This window comes from Rhodococcus koreensis (assembly GCF_900105905.1).
Classification (GTDB): Bacteria; Actinomycetota; Actinomycetes; order Mycobacteriales; family Mycobacteriaceae; genus Rhodococcus_F; species Rhodococcus_F koreensis.
Genome location: NZ_FNSV01000005.1, coordinates 3,569,300 through 3,592,328, shown reverse-complemented (window position 1 = coordinate 3,592,328; position 23,029 = coordinate 3,569,300). Strand labels below are relative to the sequence as shown.

The window sequence follows — 23,029 nt, the reverse complement described above, 5'->3', positions numbered from 1 at the left end:
GTCACGACCTGACGAACGTCTTCTCCAGTGCCCGGCGCAGTTCCGACTTGCTGATCTTGCCGATACCGGTGACCGGGAACTCGTCGACGAACACCACCTTGTCGGGCACCTTGTAGTCGGCGAGTCCGCGGCCGCGGACGAACTTCTTGAGTTCCACGGCCTTCGGCTGCTCGCCCTGGACGACGACGAACGCGCAACTGCGTTCGCCGAGGTACTGGTCGGGCATCGACACGACCGCGACGTCGGCGACGGCGGGGTGCACGAGCAGATGGTTCTCGACCTCTTCCGCGGCCACCTTCTCGCCGCCGCGGTTGATCTGGTCCTTCGCGCGGCCCTCGACGACGAGATAGCCGTCGTCGGTGAGGCGGACGATGTCGCCGGTGCGGTAGAAGCCGTCCTCGGTGAACGCCGTCGAATTGTGTTCGGGGGCCCGGTAGTACCCGCGGATGGTGTAGGGGCCGCGGGTGAGCAGATGACCGGACGTGCCGCTCGGGACGGGTTCGCCGTGGTCGTCGACGACCCGCACCTCGTCGTCGGGGCTGATCGGCCGGCCCTGGGTGGTGACGATCGTGTCTTCCGGGTCGTCGAGCCGGGTGTAGTTGACCAGTCCCTCGGCCATCCCGAAGACCTGCTGCAGCGTGCACTCGAGTTCGGGCCGCACCCGCTTGGCGGCCTCGGCGCTGAACTTCGCGCCACCGACCTGCAGCACCTCGAGACTCGAGATGTCCCGTTCCGTGCGGGCGGCGGCGGACAGCCACGCCAACGCGAGCGGCGGCACCAGCGACGCGATCGTGACGCCCTCCCGCTCGATGAGCGCGAACGCGGTGTCGGGACTCGGATCCGGTGCGAGCACCACGCGGCCACCGGCGTGCAGCACGCCGAGGATGCCGGGGGAGCTCATCGGGAAGTTGTGCGCCGCAGGGAGAACGACCAGCAGGCGGGTGTTCTCGTCGATACCGCAGATGCGGTCCGACTCACGCACCGAGTACAGGTAGTCGGTGTGGGTGCGCGGGATCAGCTTCGACACCCCGGTCGTTCCGCCGGAGAGCTGCAGGAATGCCACGGATTCCGGACCTGCCGCCGGCTCGTCCGAGATCGGGTCCGCCGTGCGCAGTTCGTCGAGGGAGGTGAACTCCTCCGCGTCCCCGGCCACGAAGACTGTCGGCGGGTTCTCCGCCGACGCCACCACGTCGCGGGCGAGCGTGCGATAGTCGAAACCGGCGTGCGTGTCGGTGACGACGTAGGCCGCGGCGTCGGCGAAACTGCAGAAGTAGGAGATCTCCTGGGAGCGGTGCGCGGGCAACGCGAACACCGGCAGGGCGCCGAGCCGGAAGACCGCGAAGATCACCTCGACGTACTCGACGATGTTCGGCAGTTGCACCACCACCCGATCGCCGGGCTGCACCCCCGACGACTGCAGCCCGGCGGCGAGCCGGTCGGCGCGGTCGGACAGTTCCCGGTAGGTGAGGGCGCGGTCGGTCCCGGACGCGTCCGGTCCGGTCACGGCGATCGCGTCCCCGAATCGCTCGGCGCGGGCGCCCAGGAACTGCTGGAACGTCTCGTCCGTCCAGTACCCGGCGGCACGGTACCGTGCGACGAGTTCGGCGGGATAGCCGGTGGTGGTCTCCAGGGGAGCGCGAACGCTCGTGGTCATCGAAAGTCCTTTCACGGGCACGGCTGTTCGGGGCGGTCAGGCTTGGAGGGTAGCGCCGCCGTCGACGTAGAGCGCCTGCATGGTGATGTGCCGCGCGCGATCCGACAGGAGGAACTCGACGGAGTCGGCGATGTCGGCCGCGTCGGCGATGCGACCCAGCGGGATGCCGACCTTGAACGAGCCCAGGTCGCCGTCGATCGCGCCGCGCGCCCCGGTGTCGTCGTCGGGGTCCGACCACAGTGACCGCTGCATCGCGGTGTCCGTCGAGCCGGGGGCGACGATGTTGGCGCGGATCCCGTATTCGGCCAGCTCGAGGCCGAGTACCCGGACGATCATCGCGACGGCGGCCTTGGACGCGCCGTACGCGCCCATCCCGGTGCGGGGGACGCCCGCTGCGTTGGAGCCGACCACGACGATGGAACCGGCTGAGCGGTCCCGCATTCCGGTGCCGACGGCCCGCAACACGTTGACGAGGCCGGTGACGTTGACGTCGAACACGCGCTGCCAGCTCGCGGGATCGGCGTCGAGCACCGACCCGGTTTCGAGTACCCCGGCCACGTGCGCGAGAGCGGTGACGGGACCGTGCTCGTCCTCGATCCGGCGGACCGTGTCCGTGACCGCGGCGGTGTCGCGGATGTCGGTGACGGCGGTGCCGAGCGGAGGGGCGTCGAGCAGTGCGGCGGTGGCGGCGAGGCCGTCGGCGTCCCGATCGAGCAGTACCAGGCGGTGACCGGACCGCGACAGGGTGACGGCGGTGGCCCGCCCGATGCCCTGCGCCGCCCCGACGACCAGTGTCGTGCCGCTCATCGGGGAAGTCCCAGTGCCGCGAGGACGGTGCCCAGTTTGGTTGTGGTCTCGGCGAGTTCGTCGTCCGGTTCGGACGCGGCGACGATGCCCCCGCCCGCGTACGCCGTGACGGTGGTGCCGTCGGCGTCGATCTGCGCGCACCGGATGGTGACCATCCATTCGCCGTCACCGTCGGCGTCGGCCCAGCCCACGGCGCCGGCGTAGAAGCCGCGGTCGCCCTCGAGTTCGCCGATCAGCGTACGCGCGGCGTCGGTGGGGGTGCCGCACACCGCCGGTGTCGGGTGCACGGCGACGGCCAGGTCCAGCGCGGTCACCGAGCGGTCCCGCAGCCGTCCCGCCACGGGTGTGCCGAGGTGCCACAGTTGCGGTGTGCTGGTGAGGGTGGGCCGGTCGGGGATGTCGAGTTCGGTGCAGAACGGTTCGAGGCTCGCGCGCAGCGCGTCGACGACGAGGGCGTGCTCACGCAGGTTCTTCTCCGAGGAGGCGAGGTTCTCCGCTGTCTGCCGGTCGATCTCGGGGTCGGCGTGCCGGGGAGCCGAGCCGGCGAGAGGATGGCAGGTCACGGTGTCGCCGCGGCGGCGGATGAGTACCTCCGGGCTCGAGCCGACGAGGTGCCGTCCCGACCATCCGGTGCCCGCGGAGCCCAGGTCGACGCTGAAGCCGTTGCCGCCGAGGTCGTTCGCGACGAGCCGGGCGAGCAGCGTGTGCGGGTGCAACGGTTCTTCGGCGTGCAGGACGACCGATCGGGCGAGCACCACCTTGTGCAGTGCGGCCTCGGGTTCGCGCAGCACATGGATCGCGGCGGCGACGCGGGCGAGGTGCTCGTCCTCCGGGGGGACCGACGTTCCGGCGCGCACGTGCGGAATCGTCTGCAGGCGAGGAGCCCAGCTTCCCGGGTGATGACGCAGCGTCTGCGGCGCGACCAGTGCGGCGGGGTGGGAGGGGTCGAAGGCGAGTGCCCCGGCCACCGAGGTCACGGTGCCGCTCTTCAGGGCCGCGGCGGCGTCGCGGGCGGAGTCGAAACCGGTGCGGATGCCGTCGGCGATTACGGTGCCGTGCGGGCGGGAGAGGACGAACGGCGCGCCCGGCGGAAGGTCCGCCGAAGTCTCTGCGGACCCGGCAACGGCCGTCGACTGCATGTGCGATCACCTTTCGTAGTGGACAACTGCGGCGCGCGTCGCGATGCGTACCGTCACACCCCGACCATATACGGTTAGCCTAACCTTTGGCGGCTCACCTTCTCGGCCGGCGGTCCGAGAGCGGGGCGTATTGCCCTGCAGTCCAGCGGTTTCGATCATCCATGCGCGGGTGCGATTCGGCCCGCGACCGGATCGGAGTTCTCGACGTCAACGACTGGCCTAACATCGCATGCACACGTGGCATGGAGGGCAGGCTTCTGCAATGACCGAACGCAGGTTCTCGCTCGATCAGCGGATCGTCGCCGCCCTCCAGGTCGACGGGCGGTGCTCGTGGAGTCGGATCGCCCAGGCGCTCGGCGAACCCGAGCGGAACGTGACCCGGCACGGCATCGCGCTCCTCGAGTCCGGCCGAGTGGCCGTCACCGCCGTCGCGAACAGCGGCGGCACCGCGATCGTCCGTCTCCAGTGCTCCCCGGGAACGGTGCGGGTGGCGGCGAGCGCCCTCGCCCAGCGCAGTGACTGCATCTTCGTGTACATCCTCACCGGCACCGCCGACTGCGTGGCCGAGATCCACGTGTCGCGGGACCGCCTGCCGAAACTCGTCATGGACGAACTGCCCGCGACGATGGGCGTCGTCCGGAGCTGGACGGACCCCGTGCTGCGGTACTTCCGCACGGTCCGTGAATGGGAGGCCGGGGTGCTGACCCCCGCCGAGAAGGAATCGATCGGCGGGGTCGCGCCTCCGGCGTCGTTCCTCACCGACCTGGAACGCGGAACCCGGGATCCCATCGACCGCACCATCATCCGCGAACTCATGCAGAACGGGCGGGTGGGCACCACGGCCCTCGCCCGGACCGCGGGGGTGTCCGAGGCGACGGCGCGGCGACGCGTCCAGTCGCTGCTCACCGAGGGGGCGATCAGTCTCCGGGTGGTGGTGGATCCGGCACTGTTCGGGCTGCGGGCCGAGGCGATGCTGTTCATCAAGACCCAGCGCAACCGGATCGAACCGCTGGTGCGGGGAATGCTCGAGATGCCCTACGTGCGGTACGCCGCGGGCACGGCCGGCGAGTACCAGGTGGTCGCGAACATCGCCGCACCCGACGAGTCGGTGCTCTACGACTACATCACCACCGCCCCGTGGGTGGCGGACGCGCTGGCGCTGGAAACCAACATGGTGGTGCAGGCGGTCAAGCGCAGCGGCAGGGTGATGTGACGGATTTCGACATCAGACGGCCCCTCCGACGCGTCTGATTGCGATCTCCGACAGGTGGGTGGCCGATTTCGCCGAACCTCCCTCAGCGGTTGAGTGCTGTGATCCGCACCACGCATGCTTCCTCTACTCCCTGGATGGAAGAAGGAACAGCATGCAACGAGAAGCCATTCTCGGGGCGATCGAGGATTCGCCGCAGCGCCGCTGGCTGCTGCTCGTCCCGGTCGCCCCGGTGCTCGCGCTCGTCACCGCCGTGTGGCTGCCGTTTGTGAACACGGCCGATCTGTGGCTGGGCATGCCCCGGCTGCTCGTCTGGTGCTCGGCGTGGGTGCTCCTGCTGCTGCCCGCGCTGGCGGCGGTGGAGTTCGGCCTCGTCCGGCCGTTCGAGGACGGCCTCCGCCTCGAGGAAGCGAGTCTCCGATGACGAACTCGGCTCTGTGGATCACCCTGGCAGGCATGATCGGTCTCGCCGTGATCGCCGTCGGCGGACACCGGACACGCGCTCAGAGCCTGAGCGAGTGGACGGTCGGCAAGCGGAACTTCGGTGTGGTCACCAGCTTCTTCCTGGAAGCCGGTGAATCGTTCACCACGTTCACGTTCCTCGGCGTCGCCGGTATCGCGTTCACCGCGGGCATCGGCGCCACCTACGCCATCCCGTACATCCCGCTCGGCTACGTGGCCCTGTATTTCATCGGACCGCGGATCTGGAAGCTCAGCAAGGATCGCGGGTACATCACCCAGGCCGACTTCTTCGCCGACCGCTACCGCAGCCCGCTCCTCGGCCGGCTGGTCGCGTTGTGCGGCATCATCTTCCTGCTGCCGTATCTGCAGTTGCAGATCACCGGACTCGGCCTCATCGTCCGCCTCGTCACGGGCAGCGCGAGTTCGGGCACGCTGAGCATGATCGTCGCGACCGTCCTCGTCGTCGGGTTCGTGCTGTGGGCGGGCATCCACGGCCTGGCGCGCACCGCCTACGTCAAGGACGTCCTGATCCTGCTCGCCGTCGTGGTGCTGTCCATCGTGATCCCGCTGCACTTCGCCGGTGGCATCGGCGACGTGTTCGGCCAGATCGCGCAGACCCACAGCGAGATGCTGACCGTGAACCCCGGCGACTACGACAAGGTCTGGTGGACCACCAGCCTGCTCATCTCCGCGATCGGCTGCGGCTTCCTCACCACCCCGCACCTGTGGCCGCCGCTGCTCGCCGCGAAGAACGGCCGGGTGATCCGCTCCAACAACACTTTTCTGCCGATGTACCAGGTGGTCATGATCCTCCCGATCATGCTGGGTTTCGTCGGGATCCTCGCACTGAATCCGAACACCAGCAGCAACGCCGTCCTGCTCACGCTGGCCGGGGGAGCGCTGCCGAACTGGGCGCTCGGCCTGATCGCGATCGCCGCCGCCTCCGCCGCGATGCTGCCCGCCGGCGCCATCTGCATCGGAATCTCCACCCTGGCCTCGCACAACCTGGTGAAGATCGAGAGCGAGCGGACGAAGCTCCGGTTCAACCACCTCGTCGTGATCGCCGCCGCCACCATGGCTCTGGTGCTCGGCCTGACCCGCCCCGACCTGCTGGCCAATCTGCTGCTGCTCACGTTCGGCGGTCTCAGCCAGCTCGCCCCCGGCCTGGCGCTCGCCCTACCCGAGAAGCCGCTGCTCGCCAAGCAATCCGTGTTCGCCGGTCTGCTCGTGGGAATGCTCACCGTCATCGTGATGACCGTGTTCGACCTCAACCTCGCCAACATCGACGCGGGCATCTGCGGCCTGGTCCTCAACCTCGCGGTGATCGCCGCGGTCGAGACCGTGGTTCGCCTCGCCCGTCCCCGCCCCCCGACCCCCGCGCCGTCGGAAGACCGTCCGGCCACCGCCCCGATCCTGGAGACCTCGAAATGACCCTCGACCACTACTCGACCGCGCGTGAGATGCTCACCGCACTCCGCAGCAGGGACATCTCGGCCCGCGAGCTACTCGCCCTGCACACGGACCGGATCGCACAGGTGAATCCGACGGTCAACGCGCTCGTCAGCCTCGACCTGGACCGCGCGCACGCCACCGCCGCCGCCGCCGACGCGCAGACGGCCGCCGGCGACCCTGTGGGTCCGCTGCACGGACTTCCGTTCGCATTCAAGGACACTCACGACGTCGCTGGATTCCCCACGGTCGCCGGTTCGCCCCTGCTCGTCGACAACGTGCCCCAGACCAGTGAGCTGATCGCCGAACGCGTCACCGCGGCCGGCGCCGTCACGGTCGGCAAGACGAACGTTCCCGAGTTCGCCGCCGGATCGCACACGTTCAACCCCGTCTTCGGGACCACCACCAACCCGTACGACCCCACCAGGAGCGCGGGTGGCTCGAGCGGCGGCGCCGCAGCCGCACTGGGCGCGGGACTGATTCCGCTCGCCGACGGCAGCGACATGGGCGGTTCGCTGCGCAACCCGGCGTCGTTCTGCAACGTCGTCGGACTGCGCCCCACGCCCGGCCGCGTGCCGTGCTGGCCCAACAGCGCGCCCTGGGACGCACTGGTGACGCAGGGGCCGATGGCCCGCAACGTCGACGACCTGGAACTGCTGCTGTCGGTGATCTCCGGACCCGACGCGCGGATCCGCAGCTCGCTCAGTGCCGATGCGCTCGCGCCCCGGCACGGTGTCGCCGGCCTGCAGGGTCTGCGTGTCGCGGTGTCCGCGGATCTGAACGGCCTCTTCCCGGTGGACGCGCCGGTCCGCGAGATCCACGACCGCCAGTCGTCGATCTTTGCCGCCGCGGGTGCGGTCGTCGCCGAGGACGCGCCGTCGATTCCCGACGCCGAGTGGGTGTTCCGCACCCTGCGGGCGTGGCGGTTCAAGATCGACCTCGGTGACCGCGCCGACGCCACCCCCGAACTGCTGAAGCCGTCGCTGCTCGACAACATCCGGCAGGCGGACCGGCTCTCCGCAGACGACATCGCGAAAGCCATGGTGGCCCAGGCGGAGATCCAGGCTCGCGCCGTCGAATTCTTCTCCCGCCACGACGTCCTGGTGATGCCCGTGTCCCAGGTGCTGCCGTTCGACGCCGAACTCGAGTACCCGGCGGCGGTCGACGGCCGCCGCTGCGACGACTACCTCGACTGGATGACGTCGGCGCTGACCGTGACGGTGCTGGGGTGCCCCGCGATCTCCGTCCCCGCCGGGTTCAGCGCCGAGGGTCTGCCGGTCGGCGTGCAGATCGTCGCCGCCCCGGGCAACGACCTGTTCCTGCTCGACGTTGCCCGGGCCTACGAGCAGCTCGGCCCGGTCGGAGCCGTTCGCCCGCACCTGCTCGAGACGGCAGCAGCGTCCATCCCGTCGTGAAGTCGTCGTCGCCGACCCGGTGGACGTGGATGAGGTTGGTGGATCCGACGGTGTGCGGGGGAGAGCCGGCCGCTCGGGAGAGTGGCCTGGCCGCAGGTGTCGGCGACCTCGACCACGGCCGTGCCGGGAGTCAGCCGAGGATCCGGATGAGAGAGGCGGCGGAGATGACCGTGGTGACACCGCCGAGCCGGGTCGAGATCTGGGCGAAGGGCATGAGGTTCATGCGTTGGGACGCAGACAGGATCGCAACGTCGCCGGTTCCGCCGAGGCCGCTGTGGCAGACGGTCACCAGGGACGCGTCGACCGGGTACATGCCGATCGCCTTGCCCACGTAGAACCCGACGAGCACCATCGAGAGCACCACGGCGGTGCAGGTGATCACGTATCCGATGGAGACGACATCGATGACATCGGCCAGCGGGACGTAGAGCATCCCGAGACCGATCATGACGGGGTAGATGAAGTATCCGGAGATGATCTTGTAGACGCCCCGGGCGCTGTCCTCGACGCTGTGCGGGAAGACGTTGAACAGCTTGCAGATCACCGAGATGAGGATGACGAGAACCGGTGCCGGCAGGTGGACGAAATGCTCGAGCAAGGTGCCCAGGACGAACAGACTGCAGATCGTCAGCACACCCATCGCGTAGTTGGGTGATGTGCTCGATTCGCGTTCGGCCGCCTCGTCCGAGGGGGCGAGCAGGTCGTCGGTGTCGCCGGTCTTGACCAGCTGGCCTCCGCCGTCGAGGTGGGGTTTGCGGTCACCGATCCGGCGTAGGACGCCGGCGCTGATGATGGCGACGATGTTGCCGATGATCGCGGCGGGGATGAGCTGCGAGATGTAGGTGGACGATTCGCCGCCCATCGCCGAGGCGTACGCCGCCGAGAGCGGGATGACTCCCTCGCCGATTCCGCCGCCGAGGATGGGGACGACGATGAAGAACAGCGCGCGGTGGAAGTCGTAGCCGAAGAGCATCGCAACGCCGATGCCGACCGAGACGGCGACGGCGGTGCCGACGAACAGCGGCGGGAAGATCTTGACGAGGCCGCCGATCATGACCTTGCGGCTCATGCCCAGGATGCTGCCGACCACCAGTGTGCAGATGACGAAATAGAGGAAGTTGGCTTCTTTCATCAATGAGTGCACGGCGTCGAGTGTGTTGTCGTTGAAGACCCCGAAGTAGACCAGGATGGACGGGGTCATCAGGCAGACGAGTGCGCCACCGCCGATCTTGGAGATGATCGGAAGTCGATTACCCAACGGTCCGAGCAGCATTCCCAATCCGACGATCACCGCGAGACCGCCGATCATGTTCTTGGGAATGGAGTTGAACAGGCCGGCGACCATCACAACGGCGGTCAGTGCGATGGGAATGATCAGCGGCACGCCGTCGAGCTTGGCTCGGCGGAAGGGTGAAGCAATCTCTGGTCGAGTCTCGATGCTCATGGGTTTTCCCCTCGGGGGGTGTGGCGGCCTCGCAAGCCGCAGGTGGAGGGAGCGGAGGTGGTCACGCTCGATGGGTGCGCAGGGCGCGGCCGGCGGGAATGCGTCAGGAACGGACCAGTCGGAGGCTGGTGTTGGTCTCGAACTGCCGGGTGACCGCTTCACCGAGCGAGACGGTGGTGGCGGAGCCGCCCATGTCGGGTGTGAGCGTGTTACCGCCGACCGCGAGGACGTCCTCGACAGCGGTCATGACGGCGGCGGCGGCCTCGATCTCGCCGAGGTGCTCGAGCATCATGCTTGCGCTCCAGATCTGCCCGATCGGGTTGGCGATTCCCTTGCCCGCGATGTCGGGGGCCGACCCGTGGACCGGCTCGAACAGGCTCGGGAACTTGCGCTCGGGGTTGATGTTTCCGCTCGGGGCCACGCCGATGGTGCCGGTGCAGGCCGGGCCGAGGTCGGAGAGGATGTCCCCGAACAGGTTGCTGGCTACGACGACGTCGAACCAGTCCGGGTGCAGGACGAAGTTCGCGGTGAGGATGTCGATGTGGTACTTGTCCACCGCGACGTCCGCGAAGTTCTGGGCCATCGCTTCGACGCGCTGGTCCCAGTACGGCATCGAGATGGAGATGCCGTTGCTCTTCGTCGCGGAGGTCAGATGCTTCTTCGGCCGGGACTGGGCGAGATCGAAGGCGTACTTCAGGATTCGGTCCACACCGGTTCGCGTCATGACCGTTTCCTGGATGACGGTTTCGCGGTCGGTGCCTTCGAAGATCTTGCCGCCGATGCTCGAGTATTCGCCCTCGGTGTTTTCCCGCACGACGTAGAAGTCGACGTCACCGGGTTCGCGTCCGGCGAGCGGGCTGGTGATGCCGGGGAGGAGTTTGACCGGGCGCAGGCTCACGTACTGGTCGAAGTGGCGGCGGAACTGCAGCAGGCTTCCCCACAGGCTGATGTGGTCGGGGACGACGTCCGGCCAGCCGACGGCGCCGAAGAAGATCGAGTCGAAGCGGCTGAGCTGATCGAACCAGCCGTCGGGCAGCATCGTGCCCGTCGTGGTGTAGTAGTCGGCGCTCGCGTAGTCGAACTGCTCGTAGTCGAGTTGGAAGTCGAACGCCGACGCCGCGGCGTCGAGGACCCGCAGACCCTCGGGGACGACCTCCGTGCCGATTCCGTCGCCGGGAATGACTGCTATCCGATGCGTTGCGCCCATGATGCGTGTGCTCCTTACTGGGGTGAGAAAGTCTGGCACGCGGCGTATTCCGCGGAAAGCGGAGTGACCGGACTGCGCGATGCCAACTACTGTGGGACTGATCACAGCCTATTGGGCAACAATCGGATAGAAAAGCGGTGAATACGCAAGACAGTTTTTCCTCGAGGGAAAGAATGGACCTATGACAAGTGATGCATCGGCCGAGGACGTACTGTTCTTCGACGTCGTCGCGCGGTCGTCGAGCCTGACCGAAGCGGCCCGCGAGTTCGGCGTGTCGGTCTCGTCGGTGAGTAAGAGGCTGAGTCGGATCGAGAAGCGGCTAGGGGTCCGGTTGATCCAGCGAACGACTCGCCGGCTCACGCTCACCTCGGAGGGTGAGCGCTACGCGGCGGGGGCGGCGGTCATCGCCGCAGAAGTGACCGAACTCGAGGAATCGATCTCCGAGCAGCACGCCGAACTCGTCGGCCGCGTGCGGGTGCATGCCACTTTGGGCCTGGGCCGAGCGCACATAGCGCCGCTGGTCGGACAGTTCCTCGACGAGCATCCTCGTGTGCAGATCGAACTCGACCTCTCGCCGCTCCCGCTCAACATCGCCGGGACCACGTTCGACGTCGGCATCCGTGTCGGGTCGTTGCAGGACTCGAGGTTGACCGCCAAACGCCTGAGCCGGAACCGCCGCGTGGTGTGTGCCGCTCCGGGCTATCTCGAACGGCATGGAACGCCCACACAGCCCAAAGACCTCGAACACCACAACTGCATCGTGTTGCGTGAGAACGAAGGCGACTACGCACTGTGGCGGTTCGGGCCGGCGAACGACGAGATCGCCATTCGAGTGGCCGGAAACCTTCTGTGCAACGACGGGGACGTCACCACGCGCTGGTGCGTGGAAGGACACGGCTTGATCATGCGTTCCCTGTGGCACGTGGCTCCGCTTCTTCGTGAGGGGGCACTCGTGCAGGTGTTGTCCGACTTCCCCACGCCCTCCGCCGACATCAACGCGCTGTACTCCGCCACGTCGCACGTGCCCCGTCGTATCCGCGCTCTCGTCGACCATCTCGCCGCCGGACTGAGCGACCGGATCGAGCCGAGTCAGGAGTAGGTCTGGCCGATTTCGCGCCCGATGTGGCTGATCTCGATTCCGGACAGGTGCGCTGCGCGGGCGGAGTCGATCGTCGCGACGTCGGGAAGGGTTCGCCCGCACGCCCGCAGGGTCGTCCCGAGGTGTCGGAAAAGGTGAACCCGAGGGCGGCGAGCATCCCGAGAGGACGTTGCCTGCTCGTGATGCCCGCCGAGGCGAGTCCGGCCGAGAGATGTTCCGCGACATCGGCCGCGGAGAGCGAGCCCTGGAATTTGTCCGGGACAACCAGAACCCTCATCGGCCTTCCTCTCTCGTGTGCAGTGCGACTGCGGTTATCGCTGTGCGGAGTGCGCGGGCGCCGCCGCGGGATCGAGCCGTTCGTGGTCGATGCGTTCCGGTCGTGGTTCCTGTTCAAGCACCTCCATGTCGAAGTCGTTCTCGACCTCACCCTCGGGTGCGGGAAGGACCTCGCCGGCGAAGACGCGGCGGGCGCGGTCGACGTCGAGTTCGTGGTTCCATTTGGCGACGAACAGGGTGGCGACGGCGTTGCCGATGAAGTTCACCAGGGCGCGGCATTCGGACATGAACTTGTCGATGCCGAAGATGAGCATGATGCCGGCCGCGGGGATGGTGCCGAGGGTGCTCAACGTGGCTGTCAGGGCGATGAATCCGCCGCCGGCGACACCCGCGGCGCCCTTCGAGGTCAGCAGCATGACCCCGAGCAGGCCGAGTTGCTGAGGGATCGACAGGTCGGTGTTGGTGGCCTGGGCGATGTACAGCGCGGCGAGGGAGAGATAGATGGCGGCGCCGTCGAGGTTGAAACTGTAGCCGGTGGGCACGACGAGACCCACTGTGGGCTTCTTGACTCCGGCGTACTCCAGTTTGCGCATCAAACCGGGCAGCGCGGGCTCGGCGGTGGAGGTGCCGAGAATGAGCAGCAGTTCTTCCTTGAAGAAGCCGAGCATGCGGAAGATGTTGAGCCGCAAATACGCCATGACGGATCCGAGGACCACGACGACGAAGAACGCGGAGGTGGCGTAGAACAGCAGGATCAGGCTGCCGAGGCTGGTGAGGGTGGAGACACCGTACTTGCCGATGGCGAAGGCCATGGCGCCGAACGCGCCGAGCGGTGCGAGTTTCATGATGAAACTCAGGACCTTGAACACCACTGCGGTGAGGCGTTCGACGGCGTCCCGGATCGGCGCGGCGATCTGTCCCACCGCGTTGATGGCCACACCGAAGATGACGGCGAGGAAGATGACCTGCAGGATGTCGCCCTCGACGAACGGTCCGAACACGCTGTCCGGGACCAGGTGGGTGATGAACTCCCACCACTCCTTCTCCTCGCCGGCCTTGATGAGTTTGCCGGCGGATTCGGTGGTTTCGAGGGAGGATGCGTCGGCATTCACCCCGTCCCCGAGGCGGAAGAGGTTGATCGCGACGAGTCCGGTCAGCAGCGCGAGGATCGTTCCGACCTGGAAGTAGGTCAGCGCCTTGATTCCGGTCAGCCCGACCTTCTTCAGATCCGCGACACTCGCGATCCCGCCGACGATCGTCAGGAACACGATCGGGCAGATCAGCATCTTCATCGCCGTGATGAAGGTGGTGCCGATCGGCTCCATCGCCTCGCCGGTGTCGGGCCAGAGCCACCCGACGAGGATGCCGAGCACGATCGCGATCAGGACCCAGAAGTACAGTTGCCTGTACCAGGGTTTCTTCACCGTGGCCGCCTTCGCGGCGGGGTCCGCGGTCACCTGTGGGTAACTCGCTGCGCTGCTGAGTGTTTCCATGACATTCACCTCGGGTGAGAGCGTTCAGGTATGAAGACGGGGTGGCCGAGAGTTACCGACCGTTCGAGCAGTGACGACCCGACCCGGCAGATCATGCCGAGTCGGGCCGGCGGTGTGTGGGTCGGTCAGGCAGGGGTCAGTGCGGTCTGCAGGGCGTGCACGATCGCTTCGGTGACGGCCGCGGTGTCCGACGAGCCGCCGATGTCGCGGGTCAGTGCGCCGCTCGCGGTGGCGGCCTCGATGGCGGCTTCGACGCGGCGGGCCTCGTCGTGCAGGCCGAAGTGGTCGAGCATCAGGGCGGCGCTGGCGATCGCGCCGATCGGGTTGCTGATGCCCTGGCCCGCGATGTCGGGGGCGGAACCGTGGACGGGTTCGAACATGCTGGGGAAGCGGCGCTCCGGGTTGAGGTTCGCGCTCGCCGCAACCCCGAGGCTTCCCGCGAGCGCGGAGCCGAGGTCGGAGAGGATGTCGGCGTTGAGGTTCGACGCCACCACCACGGACAGGTCCTCCGGGTGCAGGATGAACTTCGCGCTCATCGCGTCGACGAGGACGCTTTCGGTCGCGACGTCCGGGTAGTCGAGGGAAACGCGCTTGAAGACGTCGTCCCACAGGACCATGCCGTACTGCTGGGCGTTGGACTTGGTGACGCTGGAGACCTTCTTCACCGTGCGGGTGCGGGCCAGGTCGAACGCGAAGCGCATGATGCGCTCGCATCCCTTCTCGGTGAACAGCGCGGTCTGCAGGGCGACCTCGTTGCCCGGTCCGCGGCCGCTGAGGTTACGTCCGCCGAGGCCGGCGTATTCGCCTTCGCTGTTCTCCCGGACGACGACCCAGTCGAGTTCGGTGTCGTCCGCCTTGCGGAGCGGGGACTGCACGCCGGGGAGGAACTTCACCGGTCGCACGTTCGCCCACTGGTCGAAGTTCTGGGTGATGTTGAGCCGCAGCCCCCAGAGGCTGATGTGATCGGGGACGTTCTCCCAGCCGACCGCACCGAAGTAGATGGCGTCGAAGGCCTTCAGGGTGTCGAGGCCGTCGTCGGCCATCATCTTCCCGGTCTGCTCGTAGTACCCGCAGCCCCAGGGGAACTCTTCCCACTCGAAGGCGAAACGCCCACCGGACTGTTCTGCGAGGACGTCGAGCACGCGCCGTCCGGCAGCGACGACCTCCTTGCCGACGCCGTCGGCGGGGATCGATGCAATCTTGAACGTCTGCGGTGCCATGTCGTTGCCTCCATCGTGTTGTGCTCGTCACAGTGTGTGATGCATTCATTAACCCGTCACACTCGCGCAGCGTCCATGACCAAGACTCGATCCGGCTTATAGGTTTCACCTAATCGGCGGCTGTTTCCGCAGGTAGAGTGAGTGGCCCGGACAGCGGTTCGGCGCGAGGTGAACGGAAACGAGGTGAGCCGGTGGACGCGCGGCAGTTGCGGTACTTCCTGGCGGTGGTCGATCAGGGTGGCATCAACCGCGCGGCGGAAACACTGCTGATCGCGCAGCCGTCGCTCTCGCAGTCGATATCCGCGCTCGAACGGGAGCTGGGGGTGCCGCTCTTCCACCGCGTCGGACGCAGGCTGGTACTCAGCGACGCCGGCGAAACACTCGTCGGCCCGGCCCGTGTGGTGCTGCGCGACCTCGAGGACGCGAAGGCGTCCGTCGATGCGCTGAAGGGGCTGCGCGCCGGCCGCGTCGACCTGATCACGATGCCGTCACCCGGGATCGAACCCCTCACCACGATCCTCACCAGTTTCAGCCGCACCTATCCGTCGGTCACCGTCAACGCCGAGGCGGCGTTCACACCCGAGGAGGTTCTGCACGCCGTGCGCACCGGCGTCTGCGAGGTCGGGATCCTCGGTTCCCCCGCCGCGGTGCGTGCCCCCGAACTCGACGTCGTCGCGCTGGAAAGCCAGCCGCTGATCCTCATCTCCGGGCCGGGCGCCGAAACGCCGGAGCGCCCGGAGATTCGGAGATCGGAACTGTCCGGATTCCGGTTGATCGTGTCGCAGCGGGGGTCGTTGATGCGGACCCTCGTCGACGAGGTGCTCGCCAGCGGCGTCGCGGCCACCATCGTCGCCGAGGTCGCGCACCGCACGTCGATCCTGCCGATGGTGCTCAGCGGATTCGGCCAGGCCGTCATGCCGTCGTCCTGGGCGCCGTCGGCCCGGCAGGCGGGCGCCACCGTGCACCGCATCGTCCCCGAGTCCTACCTCCACGTCGCCGCCGTCTGCCGGCAGAGCCACCTCACGCCACCCGCGCGGACGCTCATGGACGAGGCGCGACAGTACGCGGCGCGAACACCCTCTGCGTGGGAAGTGCCCGCGACGGAGCGCACACGTGATGGATACTGAAAGGGGACGCCCGGAAATGGCGAGGTGGTGGCGATGGCACTCCACGAGAGGGACTCGGCAGAATCTGCGGATCCTGCGAGCGGGCGCCGACGTTGGCTGGCCCGGGCCGCCTACCTGGCGATCTTCGCCTCGGTTGCCGTGCTGCTGGTGTTCGCCGGATTGCACACCCTGACGCTGCTGATCGTGGCCGTCGGCGCTGCGGTGGTGGAGGTCGCGGCGCTGTTCTGGTTCCTCACGAGCCGCGGCGCGCTCCGCTGGGTATCGCTGGTCGTGCTCATTCTGACTCCGATCGTCGTGCTCTGGCTTCTGGTCAGCGCCCGTCTGTTGTGGGTGGTGTTGCTCGCCGCGGCGCTCGCCGCGCTCGCCGTCGTGTGCGCCCGCGCCGCCCTCGGCCGGGATCGCTCGGACTGGGTGATGCCCGAGCATCCGGCCGTGCCGCCGAAACGCGCCTTCCTGGTGATGAATCCGCACTCGGGTGGCGGGAAGGTCGGGAAGTTCGATCTGAAGAAACGAGCCGAGGCACTCGGCGCCGAGGTGGCCCTGCTCGAAGGACCGGGGACGGTGGACGTCGAAGCACTGGCCAGGGACGCGGTGGCACGCGGCGCCGACCTGCTCGGCGTGGCCGGCGGCGACGGCACACAGGCGCTGGTCGCCGGCATCGCCGCCGAGCACGACCTCCCGTTCCTGGTGATCAGCGCGGGCACCCGCAACCACTTCGCGTTGGATCTCGGATTGGACCGTGAGGATCCGTCCCGCTGCCTCGACGCGCTGACGGACGGGATCGAACTGCGCATCGACCTCGGCAAGGTCGGCGAACGAACCTTCGTCAACAATGCCTCGTTCGGCGCCTACGCCGAGGTGGTACAGAGCCCCGCCTATCGGGACGACAAGACCGGCACGACCCTGCGGATGCTTCCCGATCTGATCGAGGGGCAGCGCGGGGCACGCCTCCTCGCCCGGTTAGGGGACAGGAAGGTCGAGGGACCCCAGGCCGTTCTGGTGAGCAACGGGCCGTACGAGATCTACGATCTGGCCGGTCTCGGACGCCGCCCGCGACTCGACCGCGGCACCCTCGGCGTGGTGACGATCTCGGTGAGCAGCACCCGGCAGGCCGTGGCTCTGCTTCGTCGTGCGCGCCAGGAGGGGCTGATCCAGCATTCCGGTCGCGAGGTCGTCATCACCGCAGACGCGCCCTCGATTCCCGCCGGGATCGACGGCGAAGCCCTCGTGATCCCGACGCCCGTACGGTGCACCGTCACTCCCGGGGCGCTGCGGGTACGGGTTCCACGCAACCGTCCCGGTGTCCGCCCGCCGACCCGGCCGGTGGACTGGGTCCGGCTCCGCCGACTGGCATTCGGGGGCTCGAATTCTGCGTGACCCGGTACCGGTCGGCGGCGGCCGTCAGTAACCCGCGTCGAAGTCGAACTCGTTGATCAGGGCGGCGTCACCCGACAGGTAGCGTCCGAGATTCTCGACGAACAGATCGACGATCTTCCCGTTCTCCGACGGCACGTTGGATGCGCTGTGCGGGCTGAGGATGACGTTGTCGGCCGTCCACAGCGGCGAGTCCTCTCGCAGCGGTTCGGTGGACGTGACGTCCAGGACCGCCCCGCCCAGCCGCCGCGCCGACAGGGCTTCCGCGAGAGCGTCTTCGTCGATGATCGGCCCCCGGCCGAGGTTGACGACCAGTGCGCCGTCGGGGAGGGCGGCGAGTTCCAGCTGTCCGATCAGGCCGCGCGTGTGCTCGGTGAGGGCACAGGAGATCACGAGAATGTCTGCGGTGGGCAGATGCTCGGCGATCCGGTCGGTGGTGGTCATGACGTCGAAGGGTCCGCCGGCGGGTCGCGGCGTGCGGGCGACGCCGGTGGCGGTGACGGCGAAGCAGCGGAGCAGTTCCGCTGTGCGCGAGCCGATCTTGCCTGCGCCCACGATCAGCGCGTGGCGTCCCGCGAGTTCTGTCGTCGCCTGTTTGCGCCACGTCCGGTCGCGCCGGTCGGCGATGAGCCGGGGGAGTCCGCGCGCGAAATGCAGAATGCCGGCGAGCGCGAACTCCGCCAGGGGATCGGCGTGGACGCCCGCGGCGGTCGTCACCGTCAGTGGGGCGTGCGACAGCCCGAATTTCTCGATGAGTTGCCCGGCGCCGGCGGACGTCGCCTGGATCCATTGCAGATTCGGCGACTGTTCGAGCCGTGCGTTCGGGGTGGCGCCAGTCGAAATCGAACATGACGTCGGCGGTCCGCAGCATCGATGTCCACCGGTCGTGCTCGCCGGCCGTAAGTTCGCGCGGCACCCCGACGTGATCGCTGTGCCATCGGGGCCGGGGGAGCAGTTCGGGGGCGTACGACACCCGGATCCGCGGGTCGCTGCCTGCGATCCTGTCGACCAGGTCCTGCTCGAGATACGACGCGACGAGCACGTCGACGCACGGGTCGGGCACGGTGTCTCCTTCAGTGCTGACGGTTGGACGTCGCTGCGCTCGGCTCGACCTCCGGTGCGGCGGCGGATTTCGGCATCGCCGCCGCGGCGACGACGAGCACGACGGCCGCGCCGAGAGCGGCCAGGAACACCAGGTGCAGGGCGCCGGCCAGATCGACCGGCGCCGGGTGGTCGTCGCCGCCCAGCCGCGCATTGACGAGGGCGCCGAACAGGGCGACCCCCACGGCGCTGCCGATGGACCGGGCGAACATGTTGGTCGACGTGACGACGCCGCGCTCCGACCAGTCGACGCTCGACTGCGCGGCGATGAGGGTGGGGCTCGCGACGAGACCCATGCCGCCGCCGATGACGAAGCAGCAGATCGCCACCTGCCACACCGCCGACTCGATGGACAGGGCCAGGGTGAGTGCGGTGCCCGCGACGACCAGCAGGCTGCCCGCGGTGGCCGTGACACGGAAGCCGAAGCGCAAGTACACCCGACCGGACTGCGATGCGGCGATCGGCCAGCCGATGGTCAGCGTGGCGAGCGCGAACCCGGCCACGAGTGCGCCCGTCCCGAGCACGCCCTGGGTGAACGTGGGGACGTAGGTGGTCAGGCCGAGGACGATGGCCCCGACCAGCAGGGAGACGAGATTGCTGGCCGCGAGAACCCTGCGGGTGAACACCCACAGCGGCAGGACCGGTTCGGCGGCGCGTCGTTCCACGAGGACGAACGCGATGAGGAACACGAATCCCGCGGCGAAGATTCCGAGGCTGACCGGTGAACTCCACGCCCAGGCCTGCCCGCCTTCCAGAAGTCCCAGGATGAGCAGCGTCGCCCCGACGGCCAGGATGCCGGCGCCGGCGTAGTCGACGGACCGCTGGGTGCGCACCCGCTTCTCGTCGAAGTTGCGGATCAGCATCACGGCCGCGAGCAGGCACAGGGGAATGTTGACGAAGAAGATCCACCGCCACGACAGGTACTCGGAGAACAGGCCGCCGAGGGTCGGGCCGACCACCGCCGACATGCCCCACACGCTGGCCAGGTAGCCCTGGGCCTTGGCGCGTTCGGCGAGGGTGTAGATGTCTCCGGCGATGGTCATGCTCATCGGCTGAACCGCTCCGGCGCCGAGTCCCTGCACCGCGCGGAACGCGATGAGCGCGGGCATGCTCCACGCGATCCCGCACAGCACCGAGCCGACGCCGAACAGGGCGATGCCGAGGAGCATCACCGGTTTCCGGCCGAAGATGTCCGCCAGCTTGCCGTAGATCGGCACCGACACGGCCTGGGTGAGCAGGTAGATCGAGAACAGCCACGGGAACTGCGTGAACCCGCCGAGATCCCCGACGATGGTGAACACCGCGGTCGAGATGATGGTCGCGTCGAGCGCGACCAGTGACGTCGTGAGCATCAGCGACACGAGAATCGGTCCGCGTTCCGAACGGAATCCGACGTCCACCTGGGCCGTGTCCGTCGCCATTAGCCACCTTTCCCGTTACCGCGCTCACAAGAGTTCCTGAACAACGGTAACGACACCGGGCGGCGATGTGTTCCACGGCCGTGCCCGCGGGGCGGCTACGCGGTGGCGGAGGATCCGCGGAACGCCGCGCGGTACGAGTGGGGGCTCGTCCCGACGACGCGCTTGAACCGCTCGCGGAACGCGGTCGGCGAACCGAACCCCACCTGCACGGCGATGCGGTCGACGGAGTGCGAGGTGGTCTCGAGCAGATACTGCGCCTGATGGATCCGGATGCGGTGGAGCCACTGCAACGGTGTGGTGCCGGTCTGCTCGCGGAACCTCCGGTTCAGGGTGCGGGCGCTCATCCCGGCCCGCCGGGCAAGTTCGTCGAGCGTCAGGTCTTCGCGGCTGTTCTCGTGCATCCACCGGAGCAGCGGGTCCAGGCTGGACAGTTCCGCGGACGGGGGACGGTCGTGGACGATGAACTGCGCCTGCCCGCCTTCGCGTTCCAGCGGCATCACCGACAGCCGGGCGGCGTCAGCGGCGACGGCGGATCCGTGATCGGAGCGGATCATGTGCAGGCACAGGTCGAGGCCCGCCGCCGCACCGGCCGACGTCAGGAACTGGCCGTTGTCGACGTAGAGCACGGCCGGGTCCACGTCGACGAGGGGGTGGCGCGCGGCGAGGAGGTCGGCCGCCGCCCAGTGCGTCGTCGCCCGGCGGCCGTCGAGCAGTCCGGTCGCCGCCAGGGTGAACGCTCCCACGCAGATCGACGCGATCCGGGTGCCGCTGCCGGCGGCCCGGCGCAGCGCCTCGAGCACGCCGGACGGAAGTGGGGCGGTGGGGTCGGCCAGTCCCGGCAGGATGATCGTGTCTGCCGTGTCCAGGGCGCGCAGATCCCAGGGTGCGCGGAGCGTGAACGCGCCGGCGTCCACATCCCCGTCCGGTGCGCACACCTTCACCCGGTAGGCGGCGCGTCCGTCCGGCAACCGGGTGCGGCCGAACACCTCGACCGGGGTGGCGAGGTCGAACGCGATCACCCCGTCGAGCGCCAGAACCGCCACGGTGTGCATGGCTACAACCTACGCAGTCGACGAGTTCTCGCCAACCGCATGTAAAGCGTGGGAAATTCAGGACCCGGCCCGTCGTAATCGCGAGATATCGGCTGGCGAAAATCCGTTGCATCGTGGCAGAAATGCCAGTTCTTCGGGATCGGCCGGGTGGCTAGCGTCATCACGGCCCCGGCATTCGGTAGGGGGCACGCCATGAAAGGTCCCACCGATGCATGTCCAGATCGCGCTGTTCGACGGCTTCGACCCGCTCGACGTCATCGCTCCCTTCGAGGTGCTCCACGCGGGTGGGCTGTTCGCCGCAGGCGCGGTGACCGTCGCATTGGCGTCGGTCGAGGGTGCACGCGACGTTCCCAGCGGAACGGGGTCGCTGAGCCTGCGCGCCACCGAGGTGCTCGACACGTCCCGGGCCGATGTGATCCTCGTGCCGGGCGCGTCGGGGCGCGTGGAGGAGCGTAACGAGGGCGACGACACCATCCCGAAAATTCTCGGGCGGACCCTCGAGACACGGCTCCCCGACGTGCTGCGGGAGGCCTGCACCGACCCGGAACTGATCGTCGCCACCGTCTGCGGCGGATCGCTGGTGCTCGCGATGGCCGGCTTGATCGAGGGCCGCCACGCCGTCACCCATCATCTGGGGATGGATCTGCTCGACGCCACCGGGGTGGTCGCCGTCGACGCCCGGGTCGTCGACGACGGCGACCTCGTCACCGCGGCCGGCGTCACCTCCGGGCTCGACCTCGGCCTGTATCTGCTCGAGCGGGAGCTGGGACCGCGCATCGCGCACGCCGTCGAGCAGATGTTCGCCCACGAACGCCGCGGCACCGTCTGGCGGCCCCGCGGGCTCGAACCCACCACCATCTGAGGAGCACAGCCATGTCTGTCGAAGGCACCTGGAACGTCGTGATCGCCACCCCCATCGGGAAGCAACGGGTCGAGCTGACCTTCTTCACCGAGGACGGCGAACTCCGCGGGATCGCCCGCGGCGACGCCGAAGAAGTGCCGCTCACCGATCCCGTCCTCGACGGGAACCGGCTCACCTGGGCGCAGTCCATCACCAAGCCGCTGCGACTGCACCTGAAGTTCGACGTGCTCGTCGAGGACGACGAGATGACGGGGAAGTCGACCGCGGGGCGTCTCCCCAGCTCGAAGGTCAGCGGCCGGCGGTCGGTGCCCGACCGATAGGCTGGATCACCGTGCGCCCCTCACTCGATTCATACGCCCATCTGGCCGGTGGCAAGGTCCGCGACCTCTACACGATCGACGACGAGCACCTCCTGTTGGTCGCGAGCGACCGGATCTCCGCCTACGACCACGTCCTCAGCACCCCGATCCCGGACAAGGGGCGGGTGCTCACTGCGATGAGCGTCTTCTTCTTCGGCGTCCTCGGCGGCAACAACCATCTGGCCGGTGAACCCGACGACAGCCGGATCCCCGAAGAGGTCCTCGGCCGCGCACTGGTGGTCCGGAAGCTGAAGATGGTTCCCGTCGAGTGCGTCGCCCGCGGGTACCTCACCGGATCCGGGCTGATCGACTACAACGAGACCGGCGCGGTGTGCGGAGTCGCACTGCCCGAGGGGCTGGTGGAGGCGAGTCAGCTTCCCGACCCGATCTTCACGCCCGCCAGCAAGGCCGAGCTGGGCGAGCACGACGAGAACATCAGCTTCGAGGCCGTGGTCGACAAGGTGGGCCAGGATCTGGCCGTGAAGCTGCGCGACGACACCCTCGACGTCTACGGCCGGGCGTCCAACTTCGCCGCCGACCGGGGCATCATCCTCGCCGACACCAAACTCGAATTCGGACTGGACCCGAAGGGCAACCTGATTCTCGCCGACGAGGTCCTCACCCCCGACTCGTCCCGGTACTGGCCGGCCGACGGCTACGAGGCCGGGAAGGTGCAGCCGAGCTTCGACAAGCAGTTCGTCCGCAACTGGCTCACCGGACCCGAATCGGGCTGGGACCGGGCATCAGACACTCCGCCGCCGCCGCTGCCCGCGGAGATCGTGGAGGCGACCCGTGAGCGGTACATCGAGGCGTACGAGCGGATCTCGGGTCTGTCGTTCGCGGACTGGGTGGGCTGAG

At 68.2% G+C, this 23,029-nt stretch carries 20 protein-coding genes; 10 read left to right on the top strand and 10 right to left on the bottom strand.

Features of this window, described 5'->3' with window-relative positions; translation table 11 throughout:
• Position 1: 1 nt before the first annotated feature.
• Genes BLV94_RS20880 through BLV94_RS20870 form a run of 3 tightly spaced genes read right to left on the bottom strand, consistent with a single transcriptional unit; the run spans position 2 to position 3,600 of the window.
• The gene (locus BLV94_RS20880) at positions 2–1,654 is read right to left on the bottom strand and encodes a (2,3-dihydroxybenzoyl)adenylate synthase (RefSeq protein WP_072942948.1); all 1,653 of its coding nucleotides are present in this window, start codon (positions 1,652–1,654) and stop codon (positions 2–4) included.
• A 36-nt stretch (positions 1,655–1,690) separates the two neighbouring features.
• Positions 1,691–2,461, bottom strand: a complete 771-nt coding sequence (locus BLV94_RS20875) for an SDR family oxidoreductase (protein ID WP_072942950.1) — start codon at positions 2,459–2,461, stop codon at positions 1,691–1,693.
• Positions 2,458–3,600, bottom strand: a complete 1,143-nt coding sequence (locus BLV94_RS20870) for an isochorismate synthase (RefSeq protein WP_072942952.1) — start codon at positions 3,598–3,600, stop codon at positions 2,458–2,460. Before BLV94_RS20870 ends, BLV94_RS20875 begins: the two co-directional genes overlap by 4 nt.
• A 262-nt stretch (positions 3,601–3,862) precedes the next feature.
• Between BLV94_RS20870 and BLV94_RS20865 the strand changes: the two genes are divergently transcribed.
• The 4 genes from BLV94_RS20865 to BLV94_RS20850 all read left to right on the top strand — a co-directional run bounded on the left by BLV94_RS20865 (position 3,863) and on the right by BLV94_RS20850 (position 8,136).
• Complete coding sequence (locus tag BLV94_RS20865; RefSeq protein ID WP_072942954.1) at positions 3,863–4,813, top strand: Lrp/AsnC family transcriptional regulator; 951 nt, start codon at positions 3,863–3,865, stop codon at positions 4,811–4,813.
• 151 nt (positions 4,814–4,964) lie between these two features.
• Entirely contained in the window at positions 4,965–5,234 is a 270-nt protein-coding gene (locus tag BLV94_RS20860; RefSeq protein WP_072942956.1) for a hypothetical protein, read from the top strand.
• The gene (locus tag BLV94_RS20855) at positions 5,231–6,703 is read left to right on the top strand and encodes a sodium:solute symporter family protein (RefSeq protein ID WP_072942957.1); all 1,473 of its coding nucleotides are present in this window, start codon (positions 5,231–5,233) and stop codon (positions 6,701–6,703) included. Before BLV94_RS20860 ends, BLV94_RS20855 begins: the two co-directional genes overlap by 4 nt.
• Positions 6,700–8,136 (top strand): amidase family protein, encoded by a 1,437-nt coding sequence (locus tag BLV94_RS20850; protein ID WP_072942959.1) that lies wholly within the window; start codon positions 6,700–6,702, stop codon positions 8,134–8,136. Before BLV94_RS20855 ends, BLV94_RS20850 begins: the two co-directional genes overlap by 4 nt.
• 130 nt (positions 8,137–8,266) lie before the next feature.
• Here the strand turns inward: BLV94_RS20850 and BLV94_RS20845 are convergent, their stop codons facing one another.
• Both BLV94_RS20845 and BLV94_RS20840 read right to left on the bottom strand, forming a co-directional pair.
• Entirely contained in the window at positions 8,267–9,580 is a 1,314-nt protein-coding gene (locus BLV94_RS20845) for a 2-hydroxycarboxylate transporter family protein (protein ID WP_072942961.1), read from the bottom strand.
• A gap of 103 nt (positions 9,581–9,683) precedes the next feature.
• Entirely contained in the window at positions 9,684–10,787 is a 1,104-nt protein-coding gene (locus BLV94_RS20840; RefSeq protein ID WP_072942962.1) for a tartrate dehydrogenase, read from the bottom strand.
• A gap of 181 nt (positions 10,788–10,968) precedes the next feature.
• Between BLV94_RS20840 and BLV94_RS20835 the strand changes: the two genes are divergently transcribed.
• Entirely contained in the window at positions 10,969–11,886 is a 918-nt protein-coding gene (locus tag BLV94_RS20835; RefSeq protein WP_072942964.1) for a LysR family transcriptional regulator, read from the top strand.
• 311 nt (positions 11,887–12,197) lie between these two features.
• Here BLV94_RS20835 and dctA read toward each other — a convergent pair whose 3' ends face one another.
• Both dctA and BLV94_RS20825 read right to left on the bottom strand, forming a co-directional pair.
• Positions 12,198–13,655, bottom strand: a complete 1,458-nt coding sequence (gene dctA, locus BLV94_RS20830; RefSeq protein WP_072942966.1) for a C4-dicarboxylate transporter DctA — start codon at positions 13,653–13,655, stop codon at positions 12,198–12,200.
• A gap of 125 nt (positions 13,656–13,780) precedes the next feature.
• Positions 13,781–14,875 (bottom strand): tartrate dehydrogenase, encoded by a 1,095-nt coding sequence (locus tag BLV94_RS20825; RefSeq protein WP_072942967.1) that lies wholly within the window; start codon positions 14,873–14,875, stop codon positions 13,781–13,783.
• 191 nt (positions 14,876–15,066) lie between these two features.
• Here BLV94_RS20825 and BLV94_RS20820 point away from each other — a divergent pair, with 191 nt between their 5' ends.
• Both BLV94_RS20820 and BLV94_RS20815 read left to right on the top strand, forming a co-directional pair.
• The gene (locus BLV94_RS20820; RefSeq protein WP_072942969.1) at positions 15,067–16,002 is read left to right on the top strand and encodes a LysR family transcriptional regulator; all 936 of its coding nucleotides are present in this window, start codon (positions 15,067–15,069) and stop codon (positions 16,000–16,002) included.
• 33 nt (positions 16,003–16,035) lie between these two features.
• Entirely contained in the window at positions 16,036–17,379 is a 1,344-nt protein-coding gene (locus BLV94_RS20815; protein WP_072943159.1) for a diacylglycerol/lipid kinase family protein, read from the top strand.
• A gap of 24 nt (positions 17,380–17,403) precedes the next feature.
• Here BLV94_RS20815 and BLV94_RS20810 read toward each other — a convergent pair whose 3' ends face one another.
• The 3 genes from BLV94_RS20810 to BLV94_RS20800 form a co-directional block, all read right to left on the bottom strand.
• A complete protein-coding gene (locus BLV94_RS20810) occupies positions 17,404–18,093 on the bottom strand; it encodes a D-2-hydroxyacid dehydrogenase (protein ID WP_244163638.1) in 690 nt (229 codons plus the stop codon).
• A 356-nt stretch (positions 18,094–18,449) separates the two neighbouring features.
• On the bottom strand, positions 18,450–19,898 hold the full coding sequence (locus BLV94_RS20805; RefSeq protein WP_072942971.1) for an MDR family MFS transporter: 1,449 nt from the start codon (positions 19,896–19,898) through the stop codon (positions 18,450–18,452).
• 95 nt (positions 19,899–19,993) lie between these two features.
• Positions 19,994–20,950, bottom strand: a complete 957-nt coding sequence (locus BLV94_RS20800) for a GlxA family transcriptional regulator (protein ID WP_072942973.1) — start codon at positions 20,948–20,950, stop codon at positions 19,994–19,996.
• Positions 20,951–21,158: 208 nt separating this feature from the next.
• On the opposite strand from BLV94_RS20800, the gene BLV94_RS20795 reads away from it, so the two are divergent.
• Genes BLV94_RS20795 through BLV94_RS20785 form a run of 3 tightly spaced genes read left to right on the top strand, consistent with a single transcriptional unit; the run spans position 21,159 to position 23,028 of the window.
• On the top strand, positions 21,159–21,812 hold the full coding sequence (locus BLV94_RS20795) for a DJ-1/PfpI family protein (RefSeq protein ID WP_072942975.1): 654 nt from the start codon (positions 21,159–21,161) through the stop codon (positions 21,810–21,812).
• An 11-nt stretch (positions 21,813–21,823) separates the two neighbouring features.
• Positions 21,824–22,132 (top strand): hypothetical protein, encoded by a 309-nt coding sequence (locus BLV94_RS20790; RefSeq protein WP_072942977.1) that lies wholly within the window; start codon positions 21,824–21,826, stop codon positions 22,130–22,132.
• An 11-nt stretch (positions 22,133–22,143) separates the two neighbouring features.
• On the top strand, positions 22,144–23,028 hold the full coding sequence (locus BLV94_RS20785; RefSeq protein ID WP_072942978.1) for a phosphoribosylaminoimidazolesuccinocarboxamide synthase: 885 nt from the start codon (positions 22,144–22,146) through the stop codon (positions 23,026–23,028).
• The last annotated feature ends 1 nt before the right edge of the window (position 23,029 follow it).